Annotated in this window: 27 protein-coding genes and 1 tRNA gene; 17 read left to right on the top strand and 11 right to left on the bottom strand. The window is 69.9% G+C overall.

Features of this window, described 5'->3' with window-relative positions:
• The coding region (locus tag ABZ914_RS18010; RefSeq protein ID WP_500194115.1) for a tetratricopeptide repeat protein at positions 1 to 754 on the bottom strand (754 nt) is incomplete at its 3' end.
• A gap of 2519 nt (positions 755 to 3273) precedes the next feature.
• Between ABZ914_RS18010 and ABZ914_RS18005 the strand changes: the two genes are divergently transcribed.
• Entirely contained in the window at positions 3274 to 4047 is a 774-nt protein-coding gene (locus ABZ914_RS18005) for a hypothetical protein (RefSeq protein ID WP_500194113.1), read from the top strand.
• Positions 4048 to 4241: 194 nt separating this feature from the next.
• Here ABZ914_RS18005 and ABZ914_RS18000 read toward each other — a convergent pair whose 3' ends face one another.
• Positions 4242 to 4670, bottom strand: coding sequence for an NUDIX hydrolase (locus tag ABZ914_RS18000; protein ID WP_500194112.1), 429 nt, complete (start codon positions 4668 to 4670; stop codon positions 4242 to 4244).
• 80 nt (positions 4671 to 4750) lie between these two features.
• Between ABZ914_RS18000 and ABZ914_RS17995 the strand changes: the two genes are divergently transcribed.
• From ABZ914_RS17995 to ABZ914_RS17930, 14 genes are all read left to right on the top strand, one after another.
• Positions 4751 to 5536 (top strand): GntR family transcriptional regulator, encoded by a 786-nt coding sequence (locus ABZ914_RS17995; RefSeq protein ID WP_500194110.1) that lies wholly within the window; start codon positions 4751 to 4753, stop codon positions 5534 to 5536.
• A 136-nt stretch (positions 5537 to 5672) separates the two neighbouring features.
• Positions 5673 to 5885 (top strand): helix-turn-helix domain-containing protein, encoded by a 213-nt coding sequence (locus ABZ914_RS17990; RefSeq protein ID WP_500194108.1) that lies wholly within the window; start codon positions 5673 to 5675, stop codon positions 5883 to 5885.
• On the top strand, positions 5885 to 6127 hold the full coding sequence (locus ABZ914_RS17985; protein WP_500194106.1) for a hypothetical protein: 243 nt from the start codon (positions 5885 to 5887) through the stop codon (positions 6125 to 6127). Before ABZ914_RS17990 ends, ABZ914_RS17985 begins: the two co-directional genes overlap by 1 nt.
• Positions 6128 to 6196: 69 nt before the next feature.
• Positions 6197 to 6829: a hypothetical protein gene (locus ABZ914_RS17980; RefSeq protein WP_500194104.1), complete on the top strand. Its 633-nt coding sequence runs from the start codon at positions 6197 to 6199 to the stop codon at positions 6827 to 6829.
• Positions 6826 to 8205 (top strand): hypothetical protein, encoded by a 1380-nt coding sequence (locus ABZ914_RS17975; protein WP_500194102.1) that lies wholly within the window; start codon positions 6826 to 6828, stop codon positions 8203 to 8205. Before ABZ914_RS17980 ends, ABZ914_RS17975 begins: the two co-directional genes overlap by 4 nt.
• Before the next feature lie 269 nt (positions 8206 to 8474).
• Positions 8475 to 8612, top strand: coding sequence for a hypothetical protein (locus tag ABZ914_RS17970; protein ID WP_500194100.1), 138 nt, complete (start codon positions 8475 to 8477; stop codon positions 8610 to 8612).
• 74 nt (positions 8613 to 8686) lie between these two features.
• A complete protein-coding gene (locus ABZ914_RS17965; protein ID WP_500194098.1) occupies positions 8687 to 9400 on the top strand; it encodes a hypothetical protein in 714 nt (237 codons plus the stop codon).
• Entirely contained in the window at positions 9397 to 9585 is a 189-nt protein-coding gene (locus ABZ914_RS17960) for a hypothetical protein (protein WP_500194097.1), read from the top strand. Before ABZ914_RS17965 ends, ABZ914_RS17960 begins: the two co-directional genes overlap by 4 nt.
• Entirely contained in the window at positions 9582 to 9884 is a 303-nt protein-coding gene (locus tag ABZ914_RS17955) for a hypothetical protein (protein ID WP_500194095.1), read from the top strand. The genes ABZ914_RS17960 and ABZ914_RS17955 overlap by 4 nt, the downstream gene beginning before the upstream one ends.
• Positions 9881 to 10189: a hypothetical protein gene (locus tag ABZ914_RS17950; protein WP_360750109.1), complete on the top strand. Its 309-nt coding sequence runs from the start codon at positions 9881 to 9883 to the stop codon at positions 10187 to 10189. Before ABZ914_RS17955 ends, ABZ914_RS17950 begins: the two co-directional genes overlap by 4 nt.
• An 85-nt stretch (positions 10190 to 10274) precedes the next feature.
• Positions 10275 to 10643, top strand: coding sequence for a hypothetical protein (locus ABZ914_RS17945; RefSeq protein WP_173095410.1), 369 nt, complete (start codon positions 10275 to 10277; stop codon positions 10641 to 10643).
• Positions 10643 to 12937 (top strand): DNA translocase FtsK, encoded by a 2295-nt coding sequence (locus tag ABZ914_RS17940; RefSeq protein WP_500194093.1) that lies wholly within the window; start codon positions 10643 to 10645, stop codon positions 12935 to 12937. Before ABZ914_RS17945 ends, ABZ914_RS17940 begins: the two co-directional genes overlap by 1 nt.
• Positions 12938 to 13357: 420 nt before the next feature.
• Complete coding sequence (locus ABZ914_RS17935) at positions 13358 to 15337, top strand: YfjI family protein (protein ID WP_500194091.1); 1980 nt, start codon at positions 13358 to 13360, stop codon at positions 15335 to 15337.
• Between the two features lie 187 nt (positions 15338 to 15524).
• Positions 15525 to 16787 carry a site-specific integrase gene (locus ABZ914_RS17930; RefSeq protein ID WP_500194089.1) on the top strand — a complete coding sequence of 421 codons (1263 nt, stop codon included), beginning with the start codon at positions 15525 to 15527 and terminating at the stop codon, positions 16785 to 16787.
• A 66-nt stretch (positions 16788 to 16853) separates the two neighbouring features.
• Here ABZ914_RS17930 and ABZ914_RS17925 read toward each other — a convergent pair.
• From ABZ914_RS17925 to ABZ914_RS17890, 8 genes are all read right to left on the bottom strand, one after another.
• Positions 16854 to 16928 (bottom strand) — tRNA-Val (locus ABZ914_RS17925).
• Between the two features lie 113 nt (positions 16929 to 17041).
• On the bottom strand, positions 17042 to 18226 hold the full coding sequence (locus ABZ914_RS17920) for a geranylgeranyl reductase family protein (RefSeq protein WP_500194087.1): 1185 nt from the start codon (positions 18224 to 18226) through the stop codon (positions 17042 to 17044).
• A 32-nt stretch (positions 18227 to 18258) separates the two neighbouring features.
• The gene (locus ABZ914_RS17915; RefSeq protein ID WP_500194085.1) at positions 18259 to 18906 is read right to left on the bottom strand and encodes a dienelactone hydrolase family protein; all 648 of its coding nucleotides are present in this window, start codon (positions 18904 to 18906) and stop codon (positions 18259 to 18261) included.
• Entirely contained in the window at positions 18903 to 19322 is a 420-nt protein-coding gene (locus ABZ914_RS17910) for a CBS domain-containing protein (protein ID WP_500194084.1), read from the bottom strand. The genes ABZ914_RS17915 and ABZ914_RS17910 overlap by 4 nt, the downstream gene beginning before the upstream one ends.
• Positions 19323 to 19406: 84 nt before the next feature.
• Positions 19407 to 20315: a proteasome assembly chaperone family protein gene (locus tag ABZ914_RS17905; RefSeq protein WP_500194082.1), complete on the bottom strand. Its 909-nt coding sequence runs from the start codon at positions 20313 to 20315 to the stop codon at positions 19407 to 19409.
• Between the two features lie 99 nt (positions 20316 to 20414).
• Positions 20415 to 21371 carry a CbbX protein gene (gene cbbX / locus ABZ914_RS17900; protein ID WP_500194080.1) on the bottom strand — a complete coding sequence of 319 codons (957 nt, stop codon included), beginning with the start codon at positions 21369 to 21371 and terminating at the stop codon, positions 20415 to 20417.
• Between the two features lie 20 nt (positions 21372 to 21391).
• The gene (locus tag ABZ914_RS17895) at positions 21392 to 21820 is read right to left on the bottom strand and encodes a ribulose bisphosphate carboxylase small subunit (protein ID WP_190862883.1); all 429 of its coding nucleotides are present in this window, start codon (positions 21818 to 21820) and stop codon (positions 21392 to 21394) included.
• Between the two features lie 32 nt (positions 21821 to 21852).
• Entirely contained in the window at positions 21853 to 23295 is a 1443-nt protein-coding gene (locus tag ABZ914_RS17890) for a form I ribulose bisphosphate carboxylase large subunit (RefSeq protein ID WP_500194078.1), read from the bottom strand.
• Between the two features lie 202 nt (positions 23296 to 23497).
• On the opposite strand from ABZ914_RS17890, the gene ABZ914_RS17885 reads away from it, so the two are divergent.
• The gene (locus ABZ914_RS17885) at positions 23498 to 24400 is read left to right on the top strand and encodes a LysR family transcriptional regulator (protein WP_433150643.1); all 903 of its coding nucleotides are present in this window, start codon (positions 23498 to 23500) and stop codon (positions 24398 to 24400) included.
• Here the strand turns inward: ABZ914_RS17885 and ABZ914_RS17880 are convergent.
• Entirely contained in the window at positions 24363 to 24542 is a 180-nt protein-coding gene (locus ABZ914_RS17880) for a hypothetical protein (RefSeq protein ID WP_190862877.1), read from the bottom strand. The two genes, ABZ914_RS17885 and ABZ914_RS17880, sit on opposite strands and share 38 nt — an antisense overlap.
• A 180-nt stretch (positions 24543 to 24722) precedes the next feature.
• Here ABZ914_RS17880 and ABZ914_RS17875 point away from each other — a divergent pair.
• Positions 24723 to 25406: saccharopine dehydrogenase family protein (locus tag ABZ914_RS17875; RefSeq protein WP_500194077.1), on the top strand; the 684-nt coding region annotated here is incomplete at its 3' end.

Below are 25406 nucleotides of genomic sequence, written 5' to 3'. Positions count from 1 at the left end.
GTAGTGCCACGGCGAGTGTGCGGCGAATCTGTACCGCCTCGCTGATCGCCTCCAGGGCCTCCTCGCGCCGGCCCAGCCCCGAGAGCATGGCTGCTTGGTTGTTCAACGACATTGCCAGGTCGGGCAGGTAGGTGTCCGGTCGTGCCACGGCGAGTGTGCGGCGAATCTGTACCGCCTCGCTGATCGCCTCCAGGGCCTCCTCGCGCCGGCCCAGCCCCGAGAGTCGGTTGGATTGGTTGTTCAGTGCACTGGCGAGGTCGGGCAGGTAGGTGTCCGGTCGTGCGTCGGCTAGTTGCCGGTACTGTTGGACGGCTTGGTTGATGGCGTCCAAGGCCTCCTCGCGCCGGCCCAATTCCGAGAGTCGGTTGGATTGGTTGTTCAGTGCACTGGCGAGGTCGGGCAGGTAGGTGTCCGGTTGTGCCACGGCGAGTGTGCGGCGAATCTGTACCGCCTCGCTGATCGCCTCCAGGGCCTCCTCGCGCCGACCCAATTCCGAGAGCATGGCTGCTTGGTTGTTCAACGACATTGCCAGGTCGGGCAGGTAGGTGTCCGGTCGCGTATCGGCTAGTTGCCGGTATTGTTGGACGGCTTGGTTGATGGCGTCCAGCGCCTCCCCGCGTCGCCCAAGCCTAGACAGTTCGATTGCTGAATCAAGTCGAGAAACAGCGGCTTGTACCCTTGCCTTCAGAACGTTTGTGGCGGCTAGAGATGACCTGTCTTCGGCATTGTCGCCACCATCGAGCGGACTATTCATTGACACCTCGCCCCCCCAAGCCGTTCCATGGATCAGCTTCTATCCATGCATTGGCAACTTCGATTGCAAAAATCTCAATCTCATGGAGCTCGCCACTTGGAAGCGTGCGACTTGCGCGCATCAGAGGATTTGGTCGATCTTCTGAAGGTGTTTGCTCGCTCCTTGATGGGGATTGGGTGGCAGCCTCGGAGATGTTGAAGGTCGACCCGCGAAGATCTACACCGGGCCCGAAGACAGCTCCACCTGACTGTTGCCCCAGGACCTGACTCTTTGGTGAACCTCTTGCGACTGAGGTCCCAGCTACAACCCCTGAAGAACTAACGGATGATTCAAAAGAATTAGAATCATCCTGTGAAGATTCGGAGTTACCCGACCGGTCGGTCCACCGGGTCAACCACGCTGACAGCCCTATCGAGACGGCAGCGCCACCAAACCAGAGGGTCTGAACCCACCATGGACCTTCTACTCGGTTAGTCGCCACACCACCAGCCACAGCAGTCACTGCGGTGGCAGCGACAACCAAGCGGCCCGTATTGCGACGCTCCACGCCATACACCGAAGCGTATGCAGCTTGTGCTCGCCACCCTGGTGACCAAATCGCAATCAGGTGTGTGACCACTCTGCCAGCGCTCCTCGTCGGCTCATACGGCAGATGTTGGCGCTATCTGTGCTAAGTCCTCCCCTGTGCTGGTTTGGTTGATCGGGCTCGAAGCCGGGGGCTTCGCAGCCCCCAGCCCCCGCGTGCCGGAGGGCACGCCCGCGCGAATCCGTCTGTCACTACTTCTCGCCGGTCGCGCGGGCGCACCCTCCGGGACGGGCGTGCCTGCTAACGGCAGCGCTAACAACGGATTTGGATGATCTTGGACGGGTGTGGACGTGCGGGACGGCGCGGCGCTGGTCAGGGGACCTGTGGGGACGAGCCTGGACGGTGCTGATCTTGCTTGTAAGCAGATGCGCGACGCTGCCGAATTGGGCTTTTCAGGATCAAGGGGCGGCGGCGCCCGGAGCGTGCGGCGTGGGCGCCGGTCACCGGGCGGCCGCGCCGGGCCGCGCATCGCGACGCGTCCGCCGGCTCCGCCGCGACCGACCACCACGGGTGCCGCGCCGCCGCTATAGCGGCCAGTAGCTCCCATGGAGATGGACAGTCCCGTCCTTGCACGTCCAGGAAGCGCTACGCCCCCGGTCCTTCCAGATCCCTGACGCCTCGTGCGCTCTGACGACCCAGTCGCGCAGTACCGGCAGTGCCTCCGCGCGAAGGAGCGATCGTGCTTCTGCGCGCTCGACTGCGGTGACGACCAGGTCTACGCCGATCGAAATTCCCTCGTACTCGGGCCGCACGGCCGGACCGGCAGGGGTCCACTGAGCCAGGATGCGACCGCCAGGCCGACTTGGCCGTGCAGGGAGGTAGAACCTGGTCTCTCGAACAAGCCTGTAATCCTCGTCCAACGCTTCCTTGATGCCGGTCAGCGTCACCGGCCAGGACATGCCGCGAGGGAGACGCCGGTTGCGAGAGGGCATGCAAGCATGATCTCTCCCAGGGGCTGAACGTCCTAGCGCTTATCCAACTGAGCAAATGGTCTCGAGGGCGGTTCTCGGCGAGCGCCAAGCCCCGCGCCCGCTGACCAAGCGCAGTCGTCACGGTGAGCGCGCTGGATCGCTTGCGCGTGCGCTACTGGGAACCCCGTGGTTCCCCAAACTCCTCCTGGACCCGGAGGGCACTCCCGCGCGAGAGGGTCTGTCACGGGGTGCGCGCCGTTCGCGCGGGAGCACCCTCCGGATCGGTCCGCTCGTCCGTTGCGGTCCCGTCGGAGCGGCCCCGGTCAATGGATCGTCTCGCCGGTTTGCGGATCGTGGGTCACCAAGCTGTGGTCCCGAGCCAACGTCACCATGTCCTGCAGGGCACTCGCTTCGGTGCGCGAGGAGAGAGACAGCGACACGAAGTAGTGGCGAGATCCTCGCGGCCCCACGGCTGCCGCCAATCCAAGTCGGGCGCCCACGGGGAAATCCCATCCGCGAGCTCCGGCCAGCGGCCCAGCAGCTCCGAGCGGAAACGCTCGACCTCCGGGCTCGGGACCACACCGTCAACATCCTCGTCAGCCAGCCGATCGCAGATCTCGTCAGGCTCGCCGGCCGCGGACTTCCAGAAGTACAGATCGTAGGACACGGGCACATCGTCGGAGGCGACGCGGACAGAAGGCTTGAGGCTGCACGGCGCGAGCAGCAGCGGAGCGAGACCAGGTTTTGGGAGCCACGGTTGGAGCCACAGCAACGGATGATCTTGGATCGCGGTGAACTGGTTCGGACGAGGTGCAGGTCATCGGCCCAGTGTGCGGACGGGTTCGGATGCGGGCAGTGATCGTTGGGAATCTACGGACCAGATGACTGTGGCTGCACCCTTTGTTCCCACCCCAAGACCCAGGCCAGGGACGGTGATCCCCAAGCGTGGGCCTTGATCGTTCTCTGTCGCTTGCACCGAAAAAGCGCTTTCCCCCCCGCGGCAGTCGGACTACCCTCTTGCCATGAGGATTGGGGAATGGGACGAACAGGTCAACCGGGTCACTTGGCAATTCTCGGATTGGCTTTCCGTGAATCGTGATATCGAAACTTTTCTAAGGCAGAGCCTTGCATGGTCCAAAGAAGCTTACGATGCAATGGAGGAAGAAGCCAGGAATATCGCAGCCAGCAATCCTCGCTCGCCATCTCCTATCTTTGGGGTGGTTGGCCCTTATCTCAACGCAATGGAAACTCTTGTCCAGGGTCTTTGGCGGGAAGACTATAGATGGATGCTCTATGCGGCGGTAGTTAAAGACATGGTAACCAATTTTGAGATCTATCTAGAAAAGTCGCTCGATGCAGCAGTTGAGACACGAAGGCTAGTCCCTTTGCGTCAAGGCAGTTGGGCGTCTCCCAGTTGGAGAACAATCGTTAAAGGCCATGCACTGCTGGGCAACTCGGTTGAGACTCCGAGAGTAATTCACATTCGACAGTTGCGGCACGTGCTGACGCATCAGCGTGGAGAGTTGCGAACGCGGGAGTCGCGAGCGCAGTTCGCATACCCAGATCCAAGTCCGCCTAATGCTTTTGGGACGGAAGACGAAGAATCGCTCTGGCTGCACGAAAATCCAATTGCGAAAGAAGTTGAGCTCACCGCCGAGACCGTCCAGTCGATAAGTGAGGTTCTCGGAGGGGTAGTGAGAAAGGTCGATGTACGCATCTGGCAGATTACGCGTCAAAAAGTAGAAGTTCCTGAGATCGACCGGATCAGAAGCGAACTAGATAAAGCGCGAGAATAATCACAAAAGGCTGCCGGCGCTCGACTCCGGCTGCGTTCGATCTCGGCCAGCAAGCGGCGTGCCGAATACGGGCCAAAATTTGGCTCCGTAGCAGGGCGCGCGCAGGTCAGCGCGCTCTCGCGGTGGGACTGTAAATCCGTCAGATCCGCCCGGCACTGATCTCGCTCTGAACAAGTGCTGCGACTGGTAGCTCCTCAGCGGAGGACGTGGGTGCCGTCGTGTTGGCGGATGGGGACGGTTGGGTGGGTGGCCAGGGCGTCTTGGACTCGGATGGCGAAGGCTTCGTCGGCCACCTCGGCGACCTCGTCGGCGGTCACCCAGCGGAAGGCGGAGGTCTCGTCGGACTCTCGGAGGGAGCCGGCCTCGGCCTTGCAGCGGAAGACCAGGGCCACGATGCCGCGGGCCATGTTCTTGTAGACGCCCGTCAGGGCGATCGGCGTCACGTCCAGGCCGGTCTCTTCCTGAACCTCGCGGCGAAGGCCCGTGATGATGTCCTCGTCTTGCTCCAGGACGCCGCCGGGCGCCTCCCAGTGGCCGTTGTCGCGGCGCTGGGTCAGGAGGGCTCGGCCCTGGTCGTCGACGACGACCCCCGCCACGCTGACGGAGTGGCGACTGTCGGGCATTTCGCAAGCTCCTCTGACCAGGTCCGGCTACTAGACTCAACGCTAGTACACGTACGTACGAGTTGAGGAGTTGGCCGCGCGTGGGTGAGCTGGGGTTGCCAGACCTGGATCCGACGAGCGATCGGCCGGTCTTCAAGCAGATCGCGGATCACCTGCGGGTGGCGATCGACAGCAAGGAGCTCTCCCCGGGCGAGAAACTCCCTTCGGAGAGCCAGCTCATTGGACACTACGACGTGGCCAGGATGACGGTGCGGCACGCTCTCCAGATTCTGCAAAGCGAGGGGCTGACCGTCGCTGAGCATGGCAAGGGTGTTTTTGTTCGGTCCCGGCCCCCGGTACGGAGGCTGGCCTCCGACCGCTTTGCTCGGCATCATCGCGAAGAAGGTAAGGCTGCTTTCATCGCCGAGGCCGAAGAGGCCGGCGTCAAGCCGTCGGTCGACTCCATCAACATCACGGAAAGCACGCCATCGCCAGATGTTGCGTCGAAGCTGGATCTCGCGAGGGGTGAGCTGGTCATCGTCCGGGCGCGTCGGTATCTGCTTAACGGACACCCCGTGGAAACGGCAACCTCGTACATTCCGGCCTCGATCGCTCGCGACTCGCAGATTGCGCAGCCCAACAGCGGCCCTGGCGGGATCTACGCCCGCCTGGAGGAGCTCGGCCACCGTCTCGACCACTTCACCGAGGAGATCCGGGCCCGGATGCCGCTGCGCGATGAGGCCCGGGCGCTGAAGCTCGCGCCCGGGGTGCCGGTGTTCCATCTGGTGCGGACGGCCTATGACCAGGCCGGACGACCGGTCGAGGTCTGCGACACGGTCATGTCGAGCGACGCCTACGTCCTCTCGTACGAGCTTCCAGCCCGGTAGCGCTTGACTCATCTAGACGAGTTGTGTCACGGTCTGGACGTACTCCTCTAGACGTCTAGGTGTCCTTCTGGACGTCTCTGGACACACCGGGCTCTCGCCGTTGTGCGGCAGAGCCGTCAAGGGAGGTTCCAACTCGATGACCACCATGACTTCGGGCGCCGTTGAGGCGCCGCCGGTGCGGCTGTACCGGGTCAGCGAGGCGATGGAGTTGCTGTCGCTGTCCCGGTCGGTGATCTACGAGCTGATCCGGTCGGGCCGGCTGCGGTCGGTCCAGGAGGGCCGCTCACGCCGGATCCCGGGCTCGGCGATCGCCGAGTACATCGCGCTGCTGGAGAGCGAGGCCAGCTGATGGCCCGCGAGCGCCGCAGGCTCGGCTCCGACTTGGCGGTGAAGCCGGTGGCCGCCGAGGGGATGCCCGCGGCCGGTCTCTGGATCCGGCTGATCGGTCTGCCGGACGAGGTGCTGGCCGGGGCCGAGGTCCTGGCCGAGGCCTTCGACCTGATCGAGGTGTCGTCGGCGTACCCGTGCCGTGGCGCCTCTCGGAACGTGCGCGCCTACCTGCAGGTGCGCCTCAAGAGCCCCGGAACGTAGAGCGGCCCTCGTCATGGCGACGCAACCGCCTGACGAGGGCCTTGATCGGACCTCAGGAGGTCCAACCCGATGAACCTTCATTCTGACACTCCCCCGGCCCCGTTCTGGGTCGACGCGGAGTATGACCGGGAGTACGCCGGTGACGGCGTCTCCCGGTACGGCGCCTACGTGCGTGACCGGCTGGGTGGCTCGTTCGCCGAGTGCTGGGACGGGGCGTTTGGCGAGGCGTCGACCAGGCTGGCCGAGTTCGCGGCCGCGGCCTGGCGGACAGCGACTGGGCCGGTCATGGCCCCCGGCTACGTCCGCCACCACTCGCGGGTCCTGAGCACCTGCGTGGAGCGGAGCCAGTGGGACGGAACGCTGGTCGCGGCCGTGACCCTGGTGGCGCCCTGGCCGACGGCGCTGGCCCAGTCGTTCGACTGGCGGCGCGGCCAGTACTGGCGCGACTGGCCCACGGAGCTTCGCGGTGAGGGCTACGACTACGTCGATCCCACCGAGAAGGACGTGACCGAGCACCCGTTCATGCAGGCCAGCCTCGCGCTGACGTTCGCCGTTCCGGTCGGCCTGTTGCCGGCGGCTCCGAGCGGTCCGGCCGACGGTGTCGAGTACGCCGCCCGGCAGGCCATCGCAGGGCTGGTCACAGAGCTGAACCGAATGGTCGGGCCGGTCCTGGACGTCCTGGAGGGAGGGCGTTCGCGATGACGATCCTGAACAGGAAGCCGCCGACCTCCGACGCGCCAGGGAGTCCGGAGGAGCTGGCCCGTGAGCTGCAGCGGCAGCGGGAGCTAGCGGACGCGCGGCGGGTCGACGAGCTGGAGCGGCTCCGGGCGGAGGCCGGTCACGGCCGGGCACGGGCGGACGTGGCCGAGGAGTCGCATCTGGCCGAGCTGGCGCGGGCCGAGCGTGCGGCCGACGTCCAGGCCGAGGCGGAGCTGGCTCGGATGCACCGGCAGTTCCGGGCGGCCGGGGAGCGGACGCGGGTCAAGGCGCTGATGGCGCGGTCCGGTGAGGCCCGTGCGCTGCGCCTGGAGTGGCTGCGCAGTCGGAACCTGCACGTCCTGGTGCCGCTGCTGGTCGGGTTCGGCATCTGGTCGACGACCGGTGTCCAGCAGGGCGCCGCACGCATCATGCAGGTCGACTCGCACAGTCCGGTGTGGTGGGCGCTGTGGGGCCTGGAGGCTCTGCTGATCGGCACGGTGTGCTGGATCATCGTCGTCCGCGCACGGCTGGCCGGTGCCGGCGGTGAGCTGTCGAGGCAGGCGGAGAAGATCGGCGTGGGCTGTCTGACCACGTCCGTCCTTCTCAACCTGGTCGCGGCCGTGCCCACCGGCCACAGCGCCCACGTGTCCGTATGGGCGGTCATGGGGGCGATGTTCGCTCACGCGCTCGGGCCGGTCGGCGCGGCCGTGACGGCGCACCTCATCGGCGTGATCGACAGGTCGATCAGCACGGCCGATCCCTGGCACGACAAGGACGGTCGGGCGATGCCGCGGCTGGCAGAGATGGATCTACAAAGCGCCGGATCAGCGCTCGCCGAGCGCGGCGCCGCCGTTCCTCCTCTGGACGCTTCCGACAGCGCCAAGGAGGGTGACGCTGAGCGCGCCGGCATCGTCCCGGTGATGGCGTGGCCGGTCGCCAGCGGGCAGCGGCGAATCCTGCCGGTCATCGCTCGCCCCGCCACGCCCCAGACCACCGCCGAGGGCGGCGAGACGACGCCGCGAATCGGTGACGACCGGCCGCAACAGCGGAAGTCGGAAGCGCCCCGTAAGCGGCGTCCGAACAAGGGCGTCCAGGTGCCGGAGAGCGCGAAGCCCGCGCCGCCGCGTGCGCTCACCGACGAACAGCAGTGCGAGCGAATGGTCGCTGCGATCGACCGGGGCGAGCTGCCCGAGGACGCGTCCATTCGCCAGGTCCAGAGCGCTCTCGGCCTCGGGTTCGCGCGAGCCAAGAAGGTCAAGGAGCTGTACGCCGAGCAGCTCGCGGACATCGAGCGAGCCATCGTCCAGGCGCTGCCCGAGCGGGATGAGCCGCCAGCGACGTCGCGCGCCGAGCTGTCCGTGGTGGGCGGCGAGCGGTGATGACGACTTCGCGCACCGGACACCGCGCCTGACCAGAGCCGGTTATCTCCCGGCCCCATCGTCTCGGGCAATTCCGCCCGTGACCAGCACAAAGGGCCCCGCCGACGGTCCCTAGGAAAGACAACGGCGAGGCCCACCTCAAGAGAGGCAGGTCCAAGTATGTCCGATCAGAGCCGGTCCAGCAGTGGAGGCAGCGCGACCGCGCCCACGTCCTCGATGTGGGGCAAGAAGGGCCGCGGCTACCCCGAGCTGGCCAAGGGCGGCAAGAAGTGAGCGGCAAAGCGTGCTGCCCGACGTGCGGCAGCGCGCAGAACGTGACCTACAAGGGCCGCGAGGGCGGCACCGGGCCGAGTCAGGACGTCTGGCGGTGCTCCCGGGACGGCGAGTTCCGCACCGCGGCCAGCTGACGAAACGGCACCAGGGGGCCGGCTCCCGCCGAGTCGGCCCCCCTCTCCCCCAAGACAACACAGGAGCTTCTCCGATGTTGAAGAGCATTCCCGGCGCGTTGCGGGCGCGGATTGACCGCTCGACCGCCCGCCGCCGCTACGCCGACCTGCAGGACACCCTGAACGAGACCTTCGACGACCTGTACCTGGCTCAGGACCACGACGACCGGGCGGCGCTGCAGGACCGCGCCGCGCAGCTCACCGAGCAGCTCGCCGAGACGCACACCGCCGCGTGGGGCCGCGAGGCCGACGCGGACGGACGGCCGATGGCCTACTCGCTGGCCGGCCAGGCGGCGTTGCTGCGCCAGGTCGCCGCGACCGAGCGCGCGGTCATCGGTGCAGTCCCCTGGGCTGACGCCGAGCCGCTTCCAGGTGACAAGTACAGGACCGAACTGCTGGCCTGGACGGAACTCGCGCACACCTCGACGCCGGACCGGCGCGCGTCCTGCCTGCGGCGGCTGCACTCGCTGGCCGCTGAGCACCTGGGCGGCCAGGCCGCCGAGGTCCTGGTCGTGCTCGCCGAGGTCGAGGAGCATCGGGCCCACGGCAGCACCGAACGCCCCTCCCGGCACCGGCTGTCGCGGGTCCTGATCGGCGCCCTGATGGCCGTGCTCGCCGTCGTCGGTGTCGTTCCGGGCCTGGACGTCCTCGGCCGGATCGTGCTGTGGGCCGTCGTCCTCGGGACGGCGTACGTGGCGCTGTGCGTCTGCGTCGGCGTCCGCGGCCGCGCCGAAGGGGTGAACCGATGAGCGCCCGGGCCCGGGCGCGGCGGTCGCTGGCCGGGGCGGTGCTGCTGTTCCTCCTGGTCTTCCTGGTGGTGTGGGCGGCGCTGACGATGTGGACGGCGATGTACGGCAACGCCGCCTGCATGGTCGCGGCGCTGACCGCCTGGTGGGCCGTCCGCTCGCGCCCTTTTGCCCGGAGGCGGCGGTGAACGCGACGCAAGGCGCCGCCCAGGGCTCGAGCTTGTCGCGGCACTTCCGGATCCAGACGCCGCCCGGTCCCTCCTTCTGGGAGCGGTTCGGTCCGGTGGCGCGCGGCGTGCTCGCCGTGCTGTCGCTGCTGGCGACGGCGCTGGACGCGCTGGTGACCGCCTTGCTGGGCACGGCGCCGCTTGCTCCGCGTCTGTGCAGGGCCGGACAGGTGCTGGCCGATGAGTACCGGGCCGGACGCGCCGGCGCCATCGACGCCGAGGTCATCGACGACAACGAGAAGCGGAGGGTGTGGCGATGAGCAACATCACCGAGCTGTCCAACGTGGAGTTCCGCGGCTCGCTCGGCGAGGCGTTCAAGACCTACGGCCAGGAGCTGGAGGCGCTTGCCGACCGGTGGAAGACCGAGCTGGAGATCGCCGCCGTGGACGCCGAGGCCGCGATGGGCACGATGAAGGGCCACCTGCTGCTGTTCGGCCTGGACTCCAAGATCCGGGCCCGCCGCGTGGCCAAGCGGCTCAAGCGCGCGCAGGACCTGGCCGCCTCGGTGGCCGACAGCGCCGACCAGTTCCACCGCTCCTACCGCAAGCACTTCAAGCCGTCCTGACCCGATCGGGGCGGCCGGTCATCGCGGGTCGGCCGCCCCGATCCGGGATGTGCCATGAGCAGGAATCGCAGGAGGTCAACGTCAGATGGGTTCGGGAAGCCGGCGGCTGGACGAGATCGCCGCCATCGAGTTCCGCGGCAAGGTGCCCCGGCAGGTCGCCGCCTACGCCAAGGCCACCCAGCGCTTCGCGCACGACTTGGCGCGCGAGCTGGACGCCGCCGAGTCGGCCGCGGACGCGGCGATGCGGCAGCTCAAGGGGCACCCGCTGCTGGCCGGGGTGGACGTGGCCGTCCGGGCCTGGTGGGTGAGCAGGCATCTGCGCGACGCCCGGGAGCTGGTCGAGGGGGTCAGCGCCGAGGCGGTGAAGTTCAACATCCAGTTCCGCAACGAGTTCCTCGACGGCGAGGACCGCGCCACCAAGAAGAGCGACTACAAGGGCGAGGTTGATCTGTGATGGCTCGCAAGACGCAGAGCCTGCAGCTGGTGCAGGACGCGACGATGGAGCGCATCGCCGTGTCGGCGGTGTCCAAGGTGGGCGTGCTGGTGCCGCCGTGGGCGGTGCTCGGCCTGGAGGCCGCCGGCGGCGCGGTGTCGCACGCGATGTGGGGTGCGGCGCCGGCGGTGACGTGGGCGGCGGCCGGATGCACGCTCGGTTCCACGCTGCTGACCGCGCTGACCTGGTTGGCCACCCACCGGCGGCGGATGCTCGGACGAGTCCACTCCACCGTGACCGCAGGTGCCGCGACCAGCTGGTTCACCGTGGCCACCATCACCGGCGTGACCGCCGACACCACGGCGGGGGCGTTGTTCTTCGGTGGTGCGACGCTGGCGTTGAGCTGGAACATCCGGACCGTGATCCGCGGCCAGGGCGACGGCGAGTCGTCCGAGGACGCGCTCGGCTCGCTGTTCGACCGGGCCAAGGAGCAGGCCGGGCTCAAGGGTGCACGGGTACGCGCCACCGAGGTCACTGACCACAAGGTCAAGGGGCAGATGCAGCTCCCGGCCGGGGAGAAGACCGCCGAGGACGCCATCAAGGCCACCGACCGCATCGAGTCCGGTATGCGGCTGCCTCCCGGCTCGGTGATCGTGGCGCGGGACGACGACCGCGCCGACCGGGCGCACGTCACCGTCTCCGATCCGCGCGCCATCCGCCGTCCGATCGGCTGGCCGGGGCCGTCCCGCCCGGGCGGCTCGGTGGACGAGCCGCTGCGGATCGGGATCTACCAGGACGGTGACGAGGTCGAGTACCGGTTCGTCGGCCATCACCTGCAGATCATGGGCATGACCGGCAGCGGCAAGTCCATCGGTGGCGCGTGGAACATCGTCGCCGAGATCATCACCCGCACCGACGCCGCCGTGTTCTCCATCGACGTCTCCAAGGACGACCAGACCATGGGGCCGCTCAACGCGGGGCTGCATCGCTTCGAGACCGGCAAGGCCGGCGCCGTCGACCTCATCCGGGCCATGCACGCCGCGATCCCCGAACGCACCAAGTGGCTGGCCGCGCACGGGTACCAGGCATGGGAGCCCGGATGCGGGCTGACCTACTGGTACCTGCACATCGAGGAAGTCCCCAAGCTGTTCAACGAGCTGGCCGGAGAGGACGAGGAGCGGCTGGCGGAGATCCTCAAGGAGATCCGCTCGGCGGGCGGCAGCGTCATCCTGTCGCTGCAGCGCGCCGACTACACCCAGATCCCCACGCTGATCCGCTCTCAGATGGCCAAGATGTGTTTCGGGCTGTCCGATCCGGACGACGTCAAGTACGGCGTGTCCGCGCGGCAACGCAAGGCGGGCGTCGAGCCGCACGAGTGGGAAGACCACTACCCCGGCATGGCCTACCTGGACGGCAAGAGCGTCCGGTCCACGCACTACGCGATGCCGCTGCGCACCTTTTCCTGGGGTGCCGGCAGCGCAGAGGCCAACGCTGCGATGGCCGCGCACGCCGCCAGGTTCCCGGCCACCGCCAAGGACGTCGACCACTTCACCGCCGCGCTGAGCCGCCTTCGGACACCGGCGCCCGTCCAGACCCCGGCTGTGGCTCCTCCGACGGCGAGCCCTGCCCCACAGGCTCGTGAGGGCGACGTCGTCCAGGACGAGGAGCGCGAGGCGTTCGCCGCCGACTTCGCCGAGCTGCTCGGCGACGCGGCGGAGCTGGTCATCGCCGTCCAGCACGCGTCACCGCAGATGCTTCAGCGCAAGCTCCGTGTCGGCCGTGAGGACTCCCTGCGGCTCCTGGAGGCCCTGGAGCGCAAGGGCGTCGTCGGCCCCGCCGGCGACGACGGTGAAGGCCGTCCCGTCCTGATGAGCACCGCCGACGGCGCTGAGGTGGCCGCTCGGCTGCGAGACAGCGGTGACCCGGTGGCGGCCGCGCTCCGCACCGACGACCCCGATCCGGCCGTCACCGCAGGGGCCGGCGACCGGGTCCGGGAGCCGACCGACGCCGAGGCCGAGAGCCTCCTCACCGAGGACGACGACCGTGAGCCGATGACACCGGCCGCCGCCCGCGGGCTGGTGTACGACTGGCTCCGGCACCGCCAGGAGAGCCGGAGGCTGTCGTTCACCGCCTCCGACTCCGAGCTGACCGCCGTCCGCAACCGCTCCGGCAACGGCCGCGCCTGGATCTACAAGGTCCTCAAAGACCTGACCGCCCGCGGCGTCCTCCGGGCCGACAAGTCCGGTAGCAGCACGACCTTCACCATCGTCGACCTGTCGCCCCTGGACCGCGACGACCTCGGGCACGCCGCATGAGCGGCCGTGTGACCGTGACGCCGCCGCGCGCGAGGCCCGGCTTCCGTGCGGCTGGGCGTGGGGGCGCGGCCGCCACGCGGATGATCTTGTCACGCGTCTGTCACGGGTACGTGCCACGCCCGCGTCACGGGCGCCGTGTCACGGCGTCACACCGCCTCTGACCTGTACCTCCCTCCCCCAGCCCCTACCTGTGGCCCTGGCCGGTGTCACGGGTTCCGCCGAACGACTCTCGCCGGCCGACCTGAAGAGCAGAGCCCGGCCACCGGCTCCGGTGGACCGGGCCTCTCTCGGCCCGTCGAGTCACATCCGTCCCGTCCCACTCACCGCTCGCGGACGGCCTCGCCTACGCCGTGGAGGACCAATGAGATCTGCCTGGGCACGCCCGCCCGGACGACACAGCGCCTCGAGGACGGTCACCCGATGACCAAGCCTCCGCTTCGCGTCGTGGACGATCGCCAGGACGACCAGAGCCTGTCCCAGGCACTCCCCCACGACCTCGGAGCCGAACGACAGGTCCTCGGGGCGATGATGCTGTCCGCGCGAGCCGTAGCCAACGCCCGAGACGTGCTCGACGGCACCGAGTTCTACCGGCCCGCCCATCAGGTGGTCTGGCAGGCCATCTGTGACCTCGCCGACCGTGGCGACCCCTGCGAACCCACCGCGGTCGCCGCCGAGCTCGGCCCGCGCCGACTCAGCAAGGTCGGTGGCGGTCCCTACCTGCACACCCTGATCCAGGACACGGTGTCCTCGACACAGGCCGCCTACTACGCGCACCGCCTAGCCGATCTCGCCTACGCCCGGACCGTCGCGACGACCGGCATCCGCCTCACCCAGCTCGGCCACCAGGCGGCCGACGGCGACACCACCGACCTACGCGGCGCCGTCACCTCCGCCGTCCAGGAGATCACCGCACCGGACGCCCGTGGCTGGCCGACGCCAACGCCGCTCGAAGCCGCCCGCGTCCTGCCGACGTTCCCGTTGCCGATGCTGCCGGACTGGCTGGCCGAATACGCCGCCCGGCTGGCCGAGCAGACCCAGACGCCGCCCGACCTGGCGGGCTGTCTCGCCCTGGCCGTGCTCGCGGTCGCCGCCGGCGGCAAGGTCTGGGTCCAGGCGCGCGGCTGGCGCGAGCCGACCAACATCTTCACCGTCATCGCCCTCGGGCCCGGGAACCGGAAATCCGAAGTGTTCGCGGCGATGACCAGCCCGATCCGAGCCGCCGAGGCAATGCTGCGAGAGCAGGCACAGCCGTACATCACCGACATCGCCATGCAGCGCCGCGTCGCCGAGGCGGACATGGAGAAGGCGGAAAAGGCCGCGATCAACGCTATTGACGCCATCGTCCGCGAGCAGCACCTGGCCGACGCGCGCATCGCCGCCGAGCGGCTCCAGGAGCTGCAGGTGCCGGCCGAGCCGCGGCTGTTCTCCGACGACGCCACGCCCGAGATCCTGACGTCGCAGCTCGCGCAGCAAGGCGGACGGATGGCCGTCCTCTCCCCGGAAGGCGAGATCTTCTCCATCGCCGCCGGGCGCTACAGCGGCGCACCGAACTTCGCCGTTCTCAAGCACGGCCACGCCGGTGAGGGAATGCGCATCGACCGCGTCGGGCGGCCCTCCGAGATCATCGAGTCCGCACACGTCACCCTCGGCATCTGCACTCAGCCTGACGTCCTGGCCGGGCTCGCCGACACACCGCAGTTCCGCGGCCAGGGCCTGCTCGGGCGCATCCTGTACGCCGTCCCGGCCTCCCTGCTCGGCTATCGCGACGCCAGCCCGGAGCTGATCCCGGCGCATGTCGCCCAGACCTACGCCGACACACTCACGAGCCTCATCACCCGACTACACGACCTCGACGAACCGATCAGCCTCAACTTCAGCGACTCCGCCATTGCCGCCGTCCAAGAGCTGCTCCGCGAGACCGAGCCGCGATACCGGCCCGGCAACGACCTCGCGCACATGCCCGACTGGGGCGGCAAGTACCCGGGCGCCGTCGTCCGCATCGCCGGCCTGCTCCACATAGCCCAACACCACCACGGCACCTGGGACCGCCCCATCACCGCAGAGACCTTCGCCTGCGCCCGCCAGATCGGCGACTACTTCCTCGCACACGCCCAGGCCGCCTACGACCTGATCGGCGCCGACCCCGACCTGGCCGACGCCCGCGCACTGCGCGACTGGATCGCACGCACCGGCACCCACCGCTTCACCGCCCGCGACGCCGTCCAGGCCCTCAGGCCCCGCTTCCGCAAGGTCGCCGACGTCGACGCCGGCCTACGCGTCCTGGAAACCCACGGCTGGATACGGCGCCTGCCCGTCCCACCTCGCAGCGGAGGCGCCGGGCGAGCACCCGCCGCCGTCTACGAAACCCACCCGAACGCCGCATCGGAGGGCGCTTCGTGACCGCCGCACCTCGTCACACACCGTCACTGGCCCGAGCGGCTCACGCCCGTGCGCACCCTTGCACGCATGCACACAATGCACGGAAATCAATTGATGTGCATTGTGTGCATGCGTGCAGCCGTGCAGAGCCACGTCCGGGCCTCGCCGCCCCTCACTCAACGTGACCGCTGACTCGGAAGAGGAACTCATGGCTGACGACGACCGGCATGCGCCCGAGAGCCCGGACGAAAGCAACGGCGACAAGCCCAAGCGGCGCAGCCGCGGGGACGGTGGCCTGCACTGGGACAAGAGCCGGCGCCGCTGGATCGCCTCTGTGACCGTCGGATACACCCCGCAGGGCAAACGGATCGTCCGGAAGGGCAGCGGCAGGACCAAGACGGCCGCCAAGGAGGCGCTCCGGAAGGTCCTGCGCGATCACGAGGACGGCCTGCCGTCCGAGCCGGCGAAGTACACGGTCGGCGAGGCGGTGGAGTACTGGCTGCAGCACGGCCTCAGCGGCCGATCCGAGCGCACCGTGGAGATGAACCGGACGTTCGCCGAGAACCACGTCATCCCCGCCCTGGGCGCCCGCAAGCTCCGGGACCTGTCCGCCGAGGACGTGGACAACTGGCTCAAGGCCAAGTCCGAGGAGCTCAGCACGCGCTCCCTCAAGCTCGTCCATTCCATCCTGCACCGCTCGGTGCGGAAGGCCATGGCCCGCGACAAGGTCCGCCGCAACGTCGTCGAGCTTTGCGACGTCCCCGAGGGTCGAGAGGGCCGTCCGTCCAAAGCTCTAACGCTCGTCCAGGCAAAGGCCGTGCTCAACGCAGCCCGGAAAGCTGAACCAAGGATCGGCGCCTACATCGTCCTTTCCCTGGCGACCGGGGCCCGTACCGAGGAACTGCGAGCGCTGGCCTGGGATCACGTCGTCGCCTACGTCGAAGACGCCGAACGATGGATTCCCGTCCAAGAAGCGGGGTGGGAACACGACGCCTATGCCATGTACGTCTGGCGATCCGTCCGCAAGAAGGGCGACACCAAGACCAGGAAATCCCGCCGCACCCTGAAACTGCCGCGAATCTGCGTCGAGGCACTCCAACGGCTCCACGAGCACCAGGAGGCGATTCGCGAGAGCGCCGGCGACGCCACGTCCGAGCCCAGCCTGGTCTTCTGCACGCGCAGCGGCCTCCCGCTGTCGGCCGCCAACGTGCGGCGGGACTTCCGCAAGGTCCTCGACCGGGCCGAGCTGGTCGGCGCCGAGTGGGCGCCGCGGGAGATGCGGCACAGCTTCGTGTCGGTGTTGTCCGACCACGGCATCCCCATCGAGGACATCTCCCGGCTGGTCGGCCACCGCAGCACGGCCGTTACCGAGACCGTCTACCGCCTGCAGATCCGTCCCGTCATGGAGAAGGGCGCGACCGCCATGGACGGCATCTTCGCCGCCGAAGACGGCACGGACGAGAACCCTTAGTCACTCACTTTGTCACTCGGATGAGGAAGAGCCATGATCCAGCTTGCTGGATCATGGCCCTGACCTTGGTGGGCGCGGACGGTTTCGAACCGCCGACTCCTCGCTTGTAAGGCGAGTGCTCTACCCCTGAGCTACGCGCCCGCGTGCTCGTGACCGGGAAAGCGTACCCGGTTCGGCGGGACGATCGCGAAACGGTGCGGTGGACGCGGACGTCCGTGACCTCGGGGTGGGCGCCGGGGCGGGGGCGGTGCGCTTCAGGAGGCGGGGGCTAGGCGGGTGAGGGCGGCGGCGAGGCGGTCGGCGGACGGGTCGGCGAGGTTGCCGAGGAGCTTGAGCGCGAAGCGCATCAGCGCCGGGTTGCCGAGGCCGGCGCGGGTGGCGGCGCGCATGACGCGGGGGTTCTCGATGGCGCGGGCGAAGGCGCGGCCGAGGGTGAAGGGGCGGCCGTTGGCCTGGCGGATCGCGGACGGGTAGGTGTACAGGATCCGTTCGCGCCGGCCGGGGGTGGGGGCGGCGAGGGCGGTCGTGATGGTCTCGGCGGCGATGCGGGCGGCTTCGAGGGCGTAGGCGATGCCCTCGCCGTTGGACGGGTTGATCATGCCTCCGGAGTCGCCGGTGAGCAGGAGGCCGGGGAGGTAGTGGGGGCGGCGGGTGTAGCCCATGGGGAGGGCGGCGCCGCGGAGGGGGGACGTGGCGTTCTGTTCGGTGAAGCCCCAGTCGGGCGGTGTGCGGGCGAGCCAGTCGTCCAGGAGGCGGCGGTAGTCGGCGTGCGCGGTGCGGAGGAGGGCGACGCCGACGTTGCAGGTGCCGTCCCCCATTCCGAAGACCCACCCGTATCCGGCGGGGACGAGGTCGAGCCACGCTTCGAGGTACGGGTCGTCGTGGCGCGGGCTGCGGTAGTAGCGGCGGGCGGCGGTGCCGATGGGGCGGTCGCGGCGGGGGTGCAGGCCGAGGGCGACGGAGAGGCGGGAGGACGCGCCGTCGGCGGCGACGACGACCGGCGCGCGGTGGTCGCCGGCGTCGGTGCGGACGCCGGTGACGCGGCCCGTCCGGTCCCGGAGCGGGGCGGTGACCTTGGTGTTCTGCGACAGGGTCGCCCCGGCGGCGACCGCGCGGCGGGCCAGGATCTCGTCGAAGTCGTGGCGGGTGCGGGTCAGGCCGAAGGGCGGGTAGGCGCCGTCGGACGGCCACGGCAGTTCGAGGAGGCGGTCGCCGGCGATCAGCCGCAGGCCCCTGTTGCGGAACCAGCCGGGGGCGTCGATGTCGACGCCGAGGCCGATCAGTTCCCGGACGGCCCGCGGCGTCAGGCCGTCGCCGCAGACCTTCTCGCGGGGGAACGCGGACTTCTCCAGCACGTGGACGTCGAGTCCGGAGCGGGCGAGGTGGCAGGCGGCGGCCGAGCCGGCCGGCCCGGCTCCGACCACGATGACGTCGGGCATGCCGACATCGTGCCCCGGCGGCCGGTTCCGAATCAGGCCCCGTGGTCGAGGTGGCGGTCGAACCAGTCGGCGGCCTGCATGGTGACCTCCTCCAGCGCGCCCGGCTCCTCGAACAGGTGGGTCGCGCCGGACACCACGTGCAGCTCGGCCGTCTCCAGCCGCGCGCGGGCCTGCTCGTTGAGCGCCAGCACCTCGGGGTCCGCACCGCCGACGATCAGCAGGACGGGTGCCCGCACCCGCGGCAGCGACGGGCCGGCGAGGTCGGGCCTGCCGCCCCGCGACACCACGGCGCCGACGTCGGGCCGGGCCGCCGCGGCCGCGAGCGCCGCCGCCGCGCCCGTGCTGGCGCCGAACAGCCCGATCCGCAGCCCCGCGGTGTGCGGCGCGGACTCCAGGCCCTCGGCCAGCGCGTCGACGGTGCCGATCAGCCGCAACGTGAGCAGCTCGATGTCGAAGCGGAGCGCGGCGGTGACCCGGTCGACCTGCTCCTCCTCCTCGGTCAGCAGGTCCAGCAGCAGCGTGCCGATCCCGGCGGCGTTCAGTCCCTCCGCGACCGCGCGGTTGCGGGGGCTGAGCCGGGAGCTGCCGCTGCCGTGCGCGAACACCACCATGCCCGCCGGGTCGTCCGGGATCGCCAGGTCGCCGTTCAGCTCGGCGTCCGGGAGCCTCAGCGTGATCATGTGTTGGGGGGTTCCGCGCTGATGTCGGCGAGTGCGGAGCGCTCGTCGCGCTGGACCGCGAGGTCGCCGATGGACACCATCCCGATCGGGCGGTCGCCGTCGACGACGGGGAGCCGCCGGACGGCGTGCCGGCGCATCAGCCGGACGGCCTCGTCGGCGTCCTCCTCGGGCGCGACCGTGATCATGTTGGTGCTGCAGATGTCGCCGACCGTGGTGGCGCCCACGTCCTTCTGGACGGCGACGGCGCGGACGACGATGTCGCGGTCGGTGACCAGCCCCCGCAGGCGTCCCTCGTGGACCACCAGCACGTCGCCGATGCCGTGCCGGCGCATCAGGTCGCCTACCGTGACCAGGGTGGTGTCCGGGGACACCGCCACCGGCACCGGCGTCATCACTTCGTTCACTCTCTGGGCCATGGGCGAGCCTCCCCCCTCCGGGGCTCGCCTACCCAGCGCCCGCGCGGATATGTCCGACACCTCCGAGCGGACGCCCCGCCGGGGTCAGGACGAGGAGTCCGGGCCCTCCTGCTCGGCCAGGAACCGCTCGAACTGCGCGCCGAGCTCCTCGGCGGTCGGCATGTCCTGCGACTCGGCGAGCAGGCTGTCGCGCTCGGCGGCGCCGGCGAACGCGTCGTACTGCTGCTCCAGCGCCCGCACGACCTTCTCGACCTCGGCGTTGCCGTCGACCTGCTCGGCGATGTCGGCGTCGGTGGCCGCGGCGGCCTCGCGGAGCCGCTCGGTCGGCAGCACCAGCCCGGTCGCGGCGACGACCTGCTCCAGGGCGGCGACCGCGGCGGCCGGGTAGGCGGACTGGGCCAGGTAGTGCGGGACGTGCACGGCGAGGCCGAGCGCGTCGTGCCCCGCCTCGCCGAGCCGCAGCTCCAGCAGCCCGGCGGCGCTGCCGGGCACCTGCACCTTGTCGAACCAGGTGTTGCGGGTGATCAGTTCGGGGCGGGTGGCGTGCGAGGTGACGCCGACCGGGCGGGTGTGCGGCACGCCCATCGGGATGCCGTGGAAGCCGACGACGAGCCCCACGTCCAGCCGCTTCACCAGGTGCACCACGGACTGCGTGAAGCCCTCCCAGAGCCGGTCGGGCTCCGGGCCGGACAGCATCAGGAACGGGCTCCCGACGTCGTCGCGGAGCAGCCGCACCACCAGCTCGGGCGCGTCGTAGGACGCCCAGTGGTCGCGGTCGAAGGTCATCGTCGGGCGGCGGGCCCGGTAGTCGATCAGCGAGTCGACGTCGAAGCGGGCGATGACGCGGTGCTCCAAGGCCTCCAGGAGGTGCTCGCGCACGAGCTGCCCGGTGGATCCGGCGTCCACGAAGCCGTCGAGGCTGTGCAGCAGCACCGGGCCGGTCATCTCCGGCAGGTCGGTGTCCAGCTCGTACAGATCCTCAGGGTTCAGCAACTTCTCCCCCACATCTCCATGTCGATGGTCTCAACACTAGGACATGCGGAGGCGAATCCCTTGATTCACTGTGATCGGCGTCTCACCCGCCGTCCGGCGTCACTGGAACACCCGGCTGGTGAGGAAGTCGTCCGGTTCCAGGGTGGTGAGGGCGGCGCGGTCCACCTCGCCTGCGGCGGCCAGGAGGCGGTTGGCGTGGCGGAGGCGCGCGCGCTCGATCGCGTTGCGGACGGACCGGGCGTTGGCGAAGCGCGGCTGGACGCGGCGCCGGTCGAGGTAGTCGCGGAAGACGGGTTGGGTCTCCGGCGCCAGGACGTACCCTTCGCGCTCCATCATCAGGTGCCCGATCGCCTCCAGCTCGTCCGGCTTGTAGTCGGGGAAGTCGATGTGGTGGGCGATGCGGGAGCTCATGCCGGGGTTGGACGAGAAGAAGGAGTCCATGCGGTCCTTGTAGCCGGCCAAGACGACGACGAGGTCGTCCCGCTGGTTCTCCATGACCTGGAGCAGGATCTCGATGGCCTCCTGCCCGTAGTCGCGCTCGTTCTCGGCCCGGTACAGGTAGTACGCCTCGTCGATGAACAGGACGCCGCCCATCGCCCGCTTGAGGACCTCCTTCGTCTTCGGCGCGGTGTGGCCGACGTACTGGCCGACGAGGTCGTCGCGGGTGACGGAGACGAGGTGGCCCTTGCGGATGTAGCCGAGCCGGTGGAGCAGCTCGGCGAGCCGGACCGCGACGGTCGTCTTCCCGGTTCCGGGGCTGCCGGTGAAGCACATGTGCAGGTTCGGGCGTCCGGAGTCGATGCCGAAGCGCGCGCGGACGCGGTCCACCAGCAGCAGCGCGGCGATCTCCCGGATGCGGGTCTTCACCGGGGCGAGGCCGACGAGTTCGGCGTCGAGGGCGTCCAGCACCTCGTCGGCGTGCGAGTCGGCGCGCTCCTTGGCGAGGTCGACGCGGGCGCCGGGGGGCAGCGGGGCGGGCGGGGCCGGCGGGGCCGGCTCCCCGGCGGCGGGAGCCTGGGGTGGGGCCGCCGGGGAGCCGTTTTCGGAGGGTCGCATGCCGAAGCCGGGACGGTCGCTCAACGCGGGTCCCCGTAGCGCTCGCCTTCGGGACGGTCCGTCGCGTACGAGTGCAGCGTGTACCGGATGCGCCGGTCGGAGGTCTCCTCGCGGTCCAGGCGGAAGCCGGGCTCCACGGGCGGCCGCTGCACGATGAACGACAGCGCGGTGGTCTGGCGCCCGTAGTTCGCGTCGTAGGCGTTCAGCCGGACGTAGTGGTTCGGGTACGCCTTGCGGCATTCCTTCACCTCGTACAGGACGCCGGCGGGGTCGGCGAGGTCGAACATGGGCAGTCCCCACATCTCCCAGTAGGAGTTGCGCGGGTGCGGGTCGTCGGTGAACTCCACCGAGCAGGGCCAGCCCTGGTCCAGGGCGTAGGCGACCTGCTTGGTGATCTCCTCGTCGGTCAGCTCGGGCAGGTAGGAGAAGGTGCCTTGGGTGATCCGCATGTCACACGCTCCGAGGTTGGGGGTGGGTCCCGTCAGGGGGTCGGCGAGAACACGGGGGTCTCGACGGCGTCGGGGGTGTCGGTGGAGGCGTAGGTGAAGGTGATGTCGCCCCAGGTGGACAGGGCGATGTCCAGCTCGCGGCTGTTCTTGGCGGCGGCGCGCAGGATGTCGGGGCCCTCTGCGAGGTAGTCGCGGCCCTCGTTCCGCGCCTTGATCATCGCTTCGAGCGCGACGCGGTTGGCGGTGGCGCCGGCGGCGATGCCCATCGGGTGGCCGATCGTCCCGCCGCCGAACTGCAGGATCGAGTCCTCGCCGAGGTAGTGCAGGAGCTGGTGCATCTGCCCGGCGTGGATGCCGCCGGACGCGACCGGCATGCACCCCGGCAGCGACGCCCAGTCCTGGTCGAAGTAGAGGCCCTTCACGGGGTCGGCGGGCACGTGGTCGAGGCGGAGGGTGTCGTAGTAGCCGCGGACGCTGTTGGGGTCGCCCTCCAGCTTCCCGACGACCGTCCCGGCGTGGATGTGGTCGACGCCGGCGAGCCGCATCCACTTGGCGATGACGCGGAAGTTCACGCCGTGGTTCTTCTGCCGGGTGTAGGTGGAGTGCCCGGCGCGGTGCAGGTGCAGGATGACGCCGTTGCGGCGCGCCCACTTCGCCATCGACTGGATCGCCGTGTACCCGATGGTCAGGTCGATCATCACGATGACGCTGCCGAGGTCCTTGGCGAACTCGGCGCGCTCGTACATGTCCTCCATCGTCGCGGCGGTGACGTTGAGGTAGTGGCCCTTGACCTCGCCCGTCGCGGCCTGCGCGCGGTTGACGCCCTCCATGCAGTACAGGAACCGGTCGCGCCAGCGCATGAACGGCTGGGAGTTGATGTTCTCGTCGTCCTTGGTGAAGTCGAGGCCGCCGCGCAGCGCCTCGTAGACGACGCGCCCGTAGTTGCGGGCCGACAGGCCGAGCTTCGGCTTGACGGTCGCGCCGAGCAGCGGGCGCCCGAACTTGCCCAGGTACTCGCGCTCCGTGACGATGCCGTGCGCCGGTCCCTGGAACGTCTTCACGTAGTGGGTCGGGATCCGCATGTCCTCCAGGCGCAGCGCCTTCAGCGCCTTGAACCCGAAGACGTTCCCGATGATGGACGACGTCAGGTTCGCGATCGACCCCTCCTCGAACAGGTCGAGGTCGTAGGCGATGTAGGCGATGAACTGGTTCTCCTGCCCCGGGACCGGCTCCACCTTGTAGCACTTGGCCTGGTAGTTCTCGTAGGAGGTGAGCCGGTCGGTCCACACGACCGTCCAGGTGGCGGTGGACGACTCGCCCGCGACGGCGGCGCCGGCCTCCTCCGGCGGGACGCCCGGCTGGGGCGTGATCCGGAAGGCGGCGAGCACGTCGCTGTCCTTCGGCTCGTAGTCGGGCTTCCAGTAGCCCATCTCCGCATAGGGGATCACGCCCGCCGACCATCTGCCCGAACTCATCGCCGATCTCCTTCGCGTGCTGGGCGGGACGCGGCGGCTCCGTCCCGCGAAAGGACGGCATGCCCAGGGGGAATGGGGGCGGAGCGCCGCGTCCCGGCCACGTGGAACCGTGACGCGTCGAGCTTCACCTCCCGACACTTGCGCTGTCCATCAAGTGTTCTACGGTGACCATCAAGCATTCACTTGAACGAGGAGGCGGGACGTGACGGAGGCGCGGCTGCGGACGTTCGTCGCGCTCGCCGACACCGGGTCCGTGCGGGCGGCGGCGCTCCGGCTGTACGTGACGGAGTCGGCGGTGTCGGCGGCGGTGTCCGCGCTCACCCGCGACCTCGGCGTCCCGCTCGTCCGGCGGGTGGGGCGCGGTGTCCGCCTCACCCCGGCCGGGACCGTGTACGCCGGGTACGCGCGGCAGGTGCTCGGCCTGCTGGAGGAGGGGCGGGCGGCGGCGCGCGGCGCGGCCGATCCGGGGCGGGGGCCGCTGCGGCTGGCGGCGGTGACGACCGCCGCCGACCAGGTCCTGCCCGAGCTGCTCGCCTCGTTCCGGACGCGCTGGCCCGACGTCGAGCTGGCGCTGGAGGTGGGGCCGCGGCGGCAGGTGTGGAGCAGCCTCGCCGCACACCAGGCCGACCTCGTCCTCGCGGGCCGCCCGCCGGCCGACGCCGCCGCGACGGTGCTGGCGACGCGTCCGAACGAGCTGGTGGTGGTCGGCGCCCCGGCCGTCGCCGGCGGCTTCTCCCTCGCCCGGACGCCGTGGGTGATGCGCGAGCCGGGGTCGGGGACGCGGGCGTCGGCGGACGCCTACCTGGCCGAGCGGGAGGTCGCGCCGCCCCGGCTCGTCCTCGGCTCGAACGGCGCGGTGATCGCGGGCGCGGCGGCCGGGCTGGGGGTGGCGCTGGTGTCGCGGGACGCGGTCGGCGCGGAGCTGGCCGCAGGGCGGCTCGTGGTGGTCGGCGCGCCGGGGATGCCCCTCGACCGCCCGTGGCACGCCGTCGCGGGCGCGGCGCCGACCCCGACGACGCTGCTGTTCGTCCGGCACCTGCTGGACGCGCCCGGATGGGCGGCCCCGGCTAGGGCAGGCTCCACAGGGGCACCGACAGCAGGATGAGGCTCACGCCGATCAGCGCGACGGCCACGGACCGCCCGCCGTCCCCGCCGCCGGGCACCGCCGCCGGACGCAGGACGCCGAGGAGGGACCAGCAGAGGCAGAGCACGGCGCCGGCGTCCATTGCCACGGCCAGCCCGATCACGCCACCATCCCCCTCTTTTCGTAGGGGCCAACACTAGGGCATACACGGCATGGGTCGCGCACGCGAAGAATCCGAGTGCAGTCGCTCACACCGGCCGCACGAGGCGCACATGGCGGGGAGGCGACACGACAGAATCATGTTCGGTACAGATCCACGCTCGGTACCGGGAGAGGTGCGGCCATGATCACCGACCGTCCGTACGACATCGTGCTGTTCGGCGCCACCGGCTTCACCGGCGCCCTGACCGCCGAGTACCTGGCCGGGCACGCCGACCCGGGCACGCGCTGGGCGCTGGCCGGACGCAACCAGGCCAAGCTCGCCGCCGTCCGCGACCGGGCCGCGGCGATCGACCCCGCCTGCGCGGACCTGCCGCTGCTGCACGCCGACACCACGGACCCGTCCTCCATCGAGGAGATCGCGAGGTCGGCCAAGGTCGTCATCACGACGGTCGGCCCGTACGTCCAGTACGGCGAGCCTCTGGTCGCGGCGTGCGCGCGCGCCGGGACCGACTACGTCGACCTCACCGGCGAGCCCACGTTCGTCGACCGGATGTACCTCAAGTACCACGACGAGGCGGTCCGCTCCGGCGCCCGCATCGTCCACGCCTGCGGGTTCGACTCGATCCCGCACGACCTCGGCGCCTACTTCACCGTGAAGCAGCTGCCCGAGGGCGTCCCGCTGCACGTCGAGGGGTTCCTGCGCGTGCACGGCGACGCGTCGGGCGGCACGATCGCCTCCGCGGTCGGCATCTTCGCCGACGTGACCGGCATGGTGCGCGCCGAGCGCGAGCGGCGCCGCGCCGAGGGGCGGCCCGAGGGCCGGCGGGTGCGGATCTCCCGGCGGCCCGCGCCGCGGGCCCGCCTC

Source organism: Spirillospora sp. NPDC046719 (assembly GCF_040645715.1).
In the GTDB taxonomy this organism is placed as follows: domain Bacteria; phylum Actinomycetota; class Actinomycetes; order Streptosporangiales; family Streptosporangiaceae; genus Spirillospora.
This window is presented reverse-complemented; position numbering and strand designations above follow the sequence as displayed.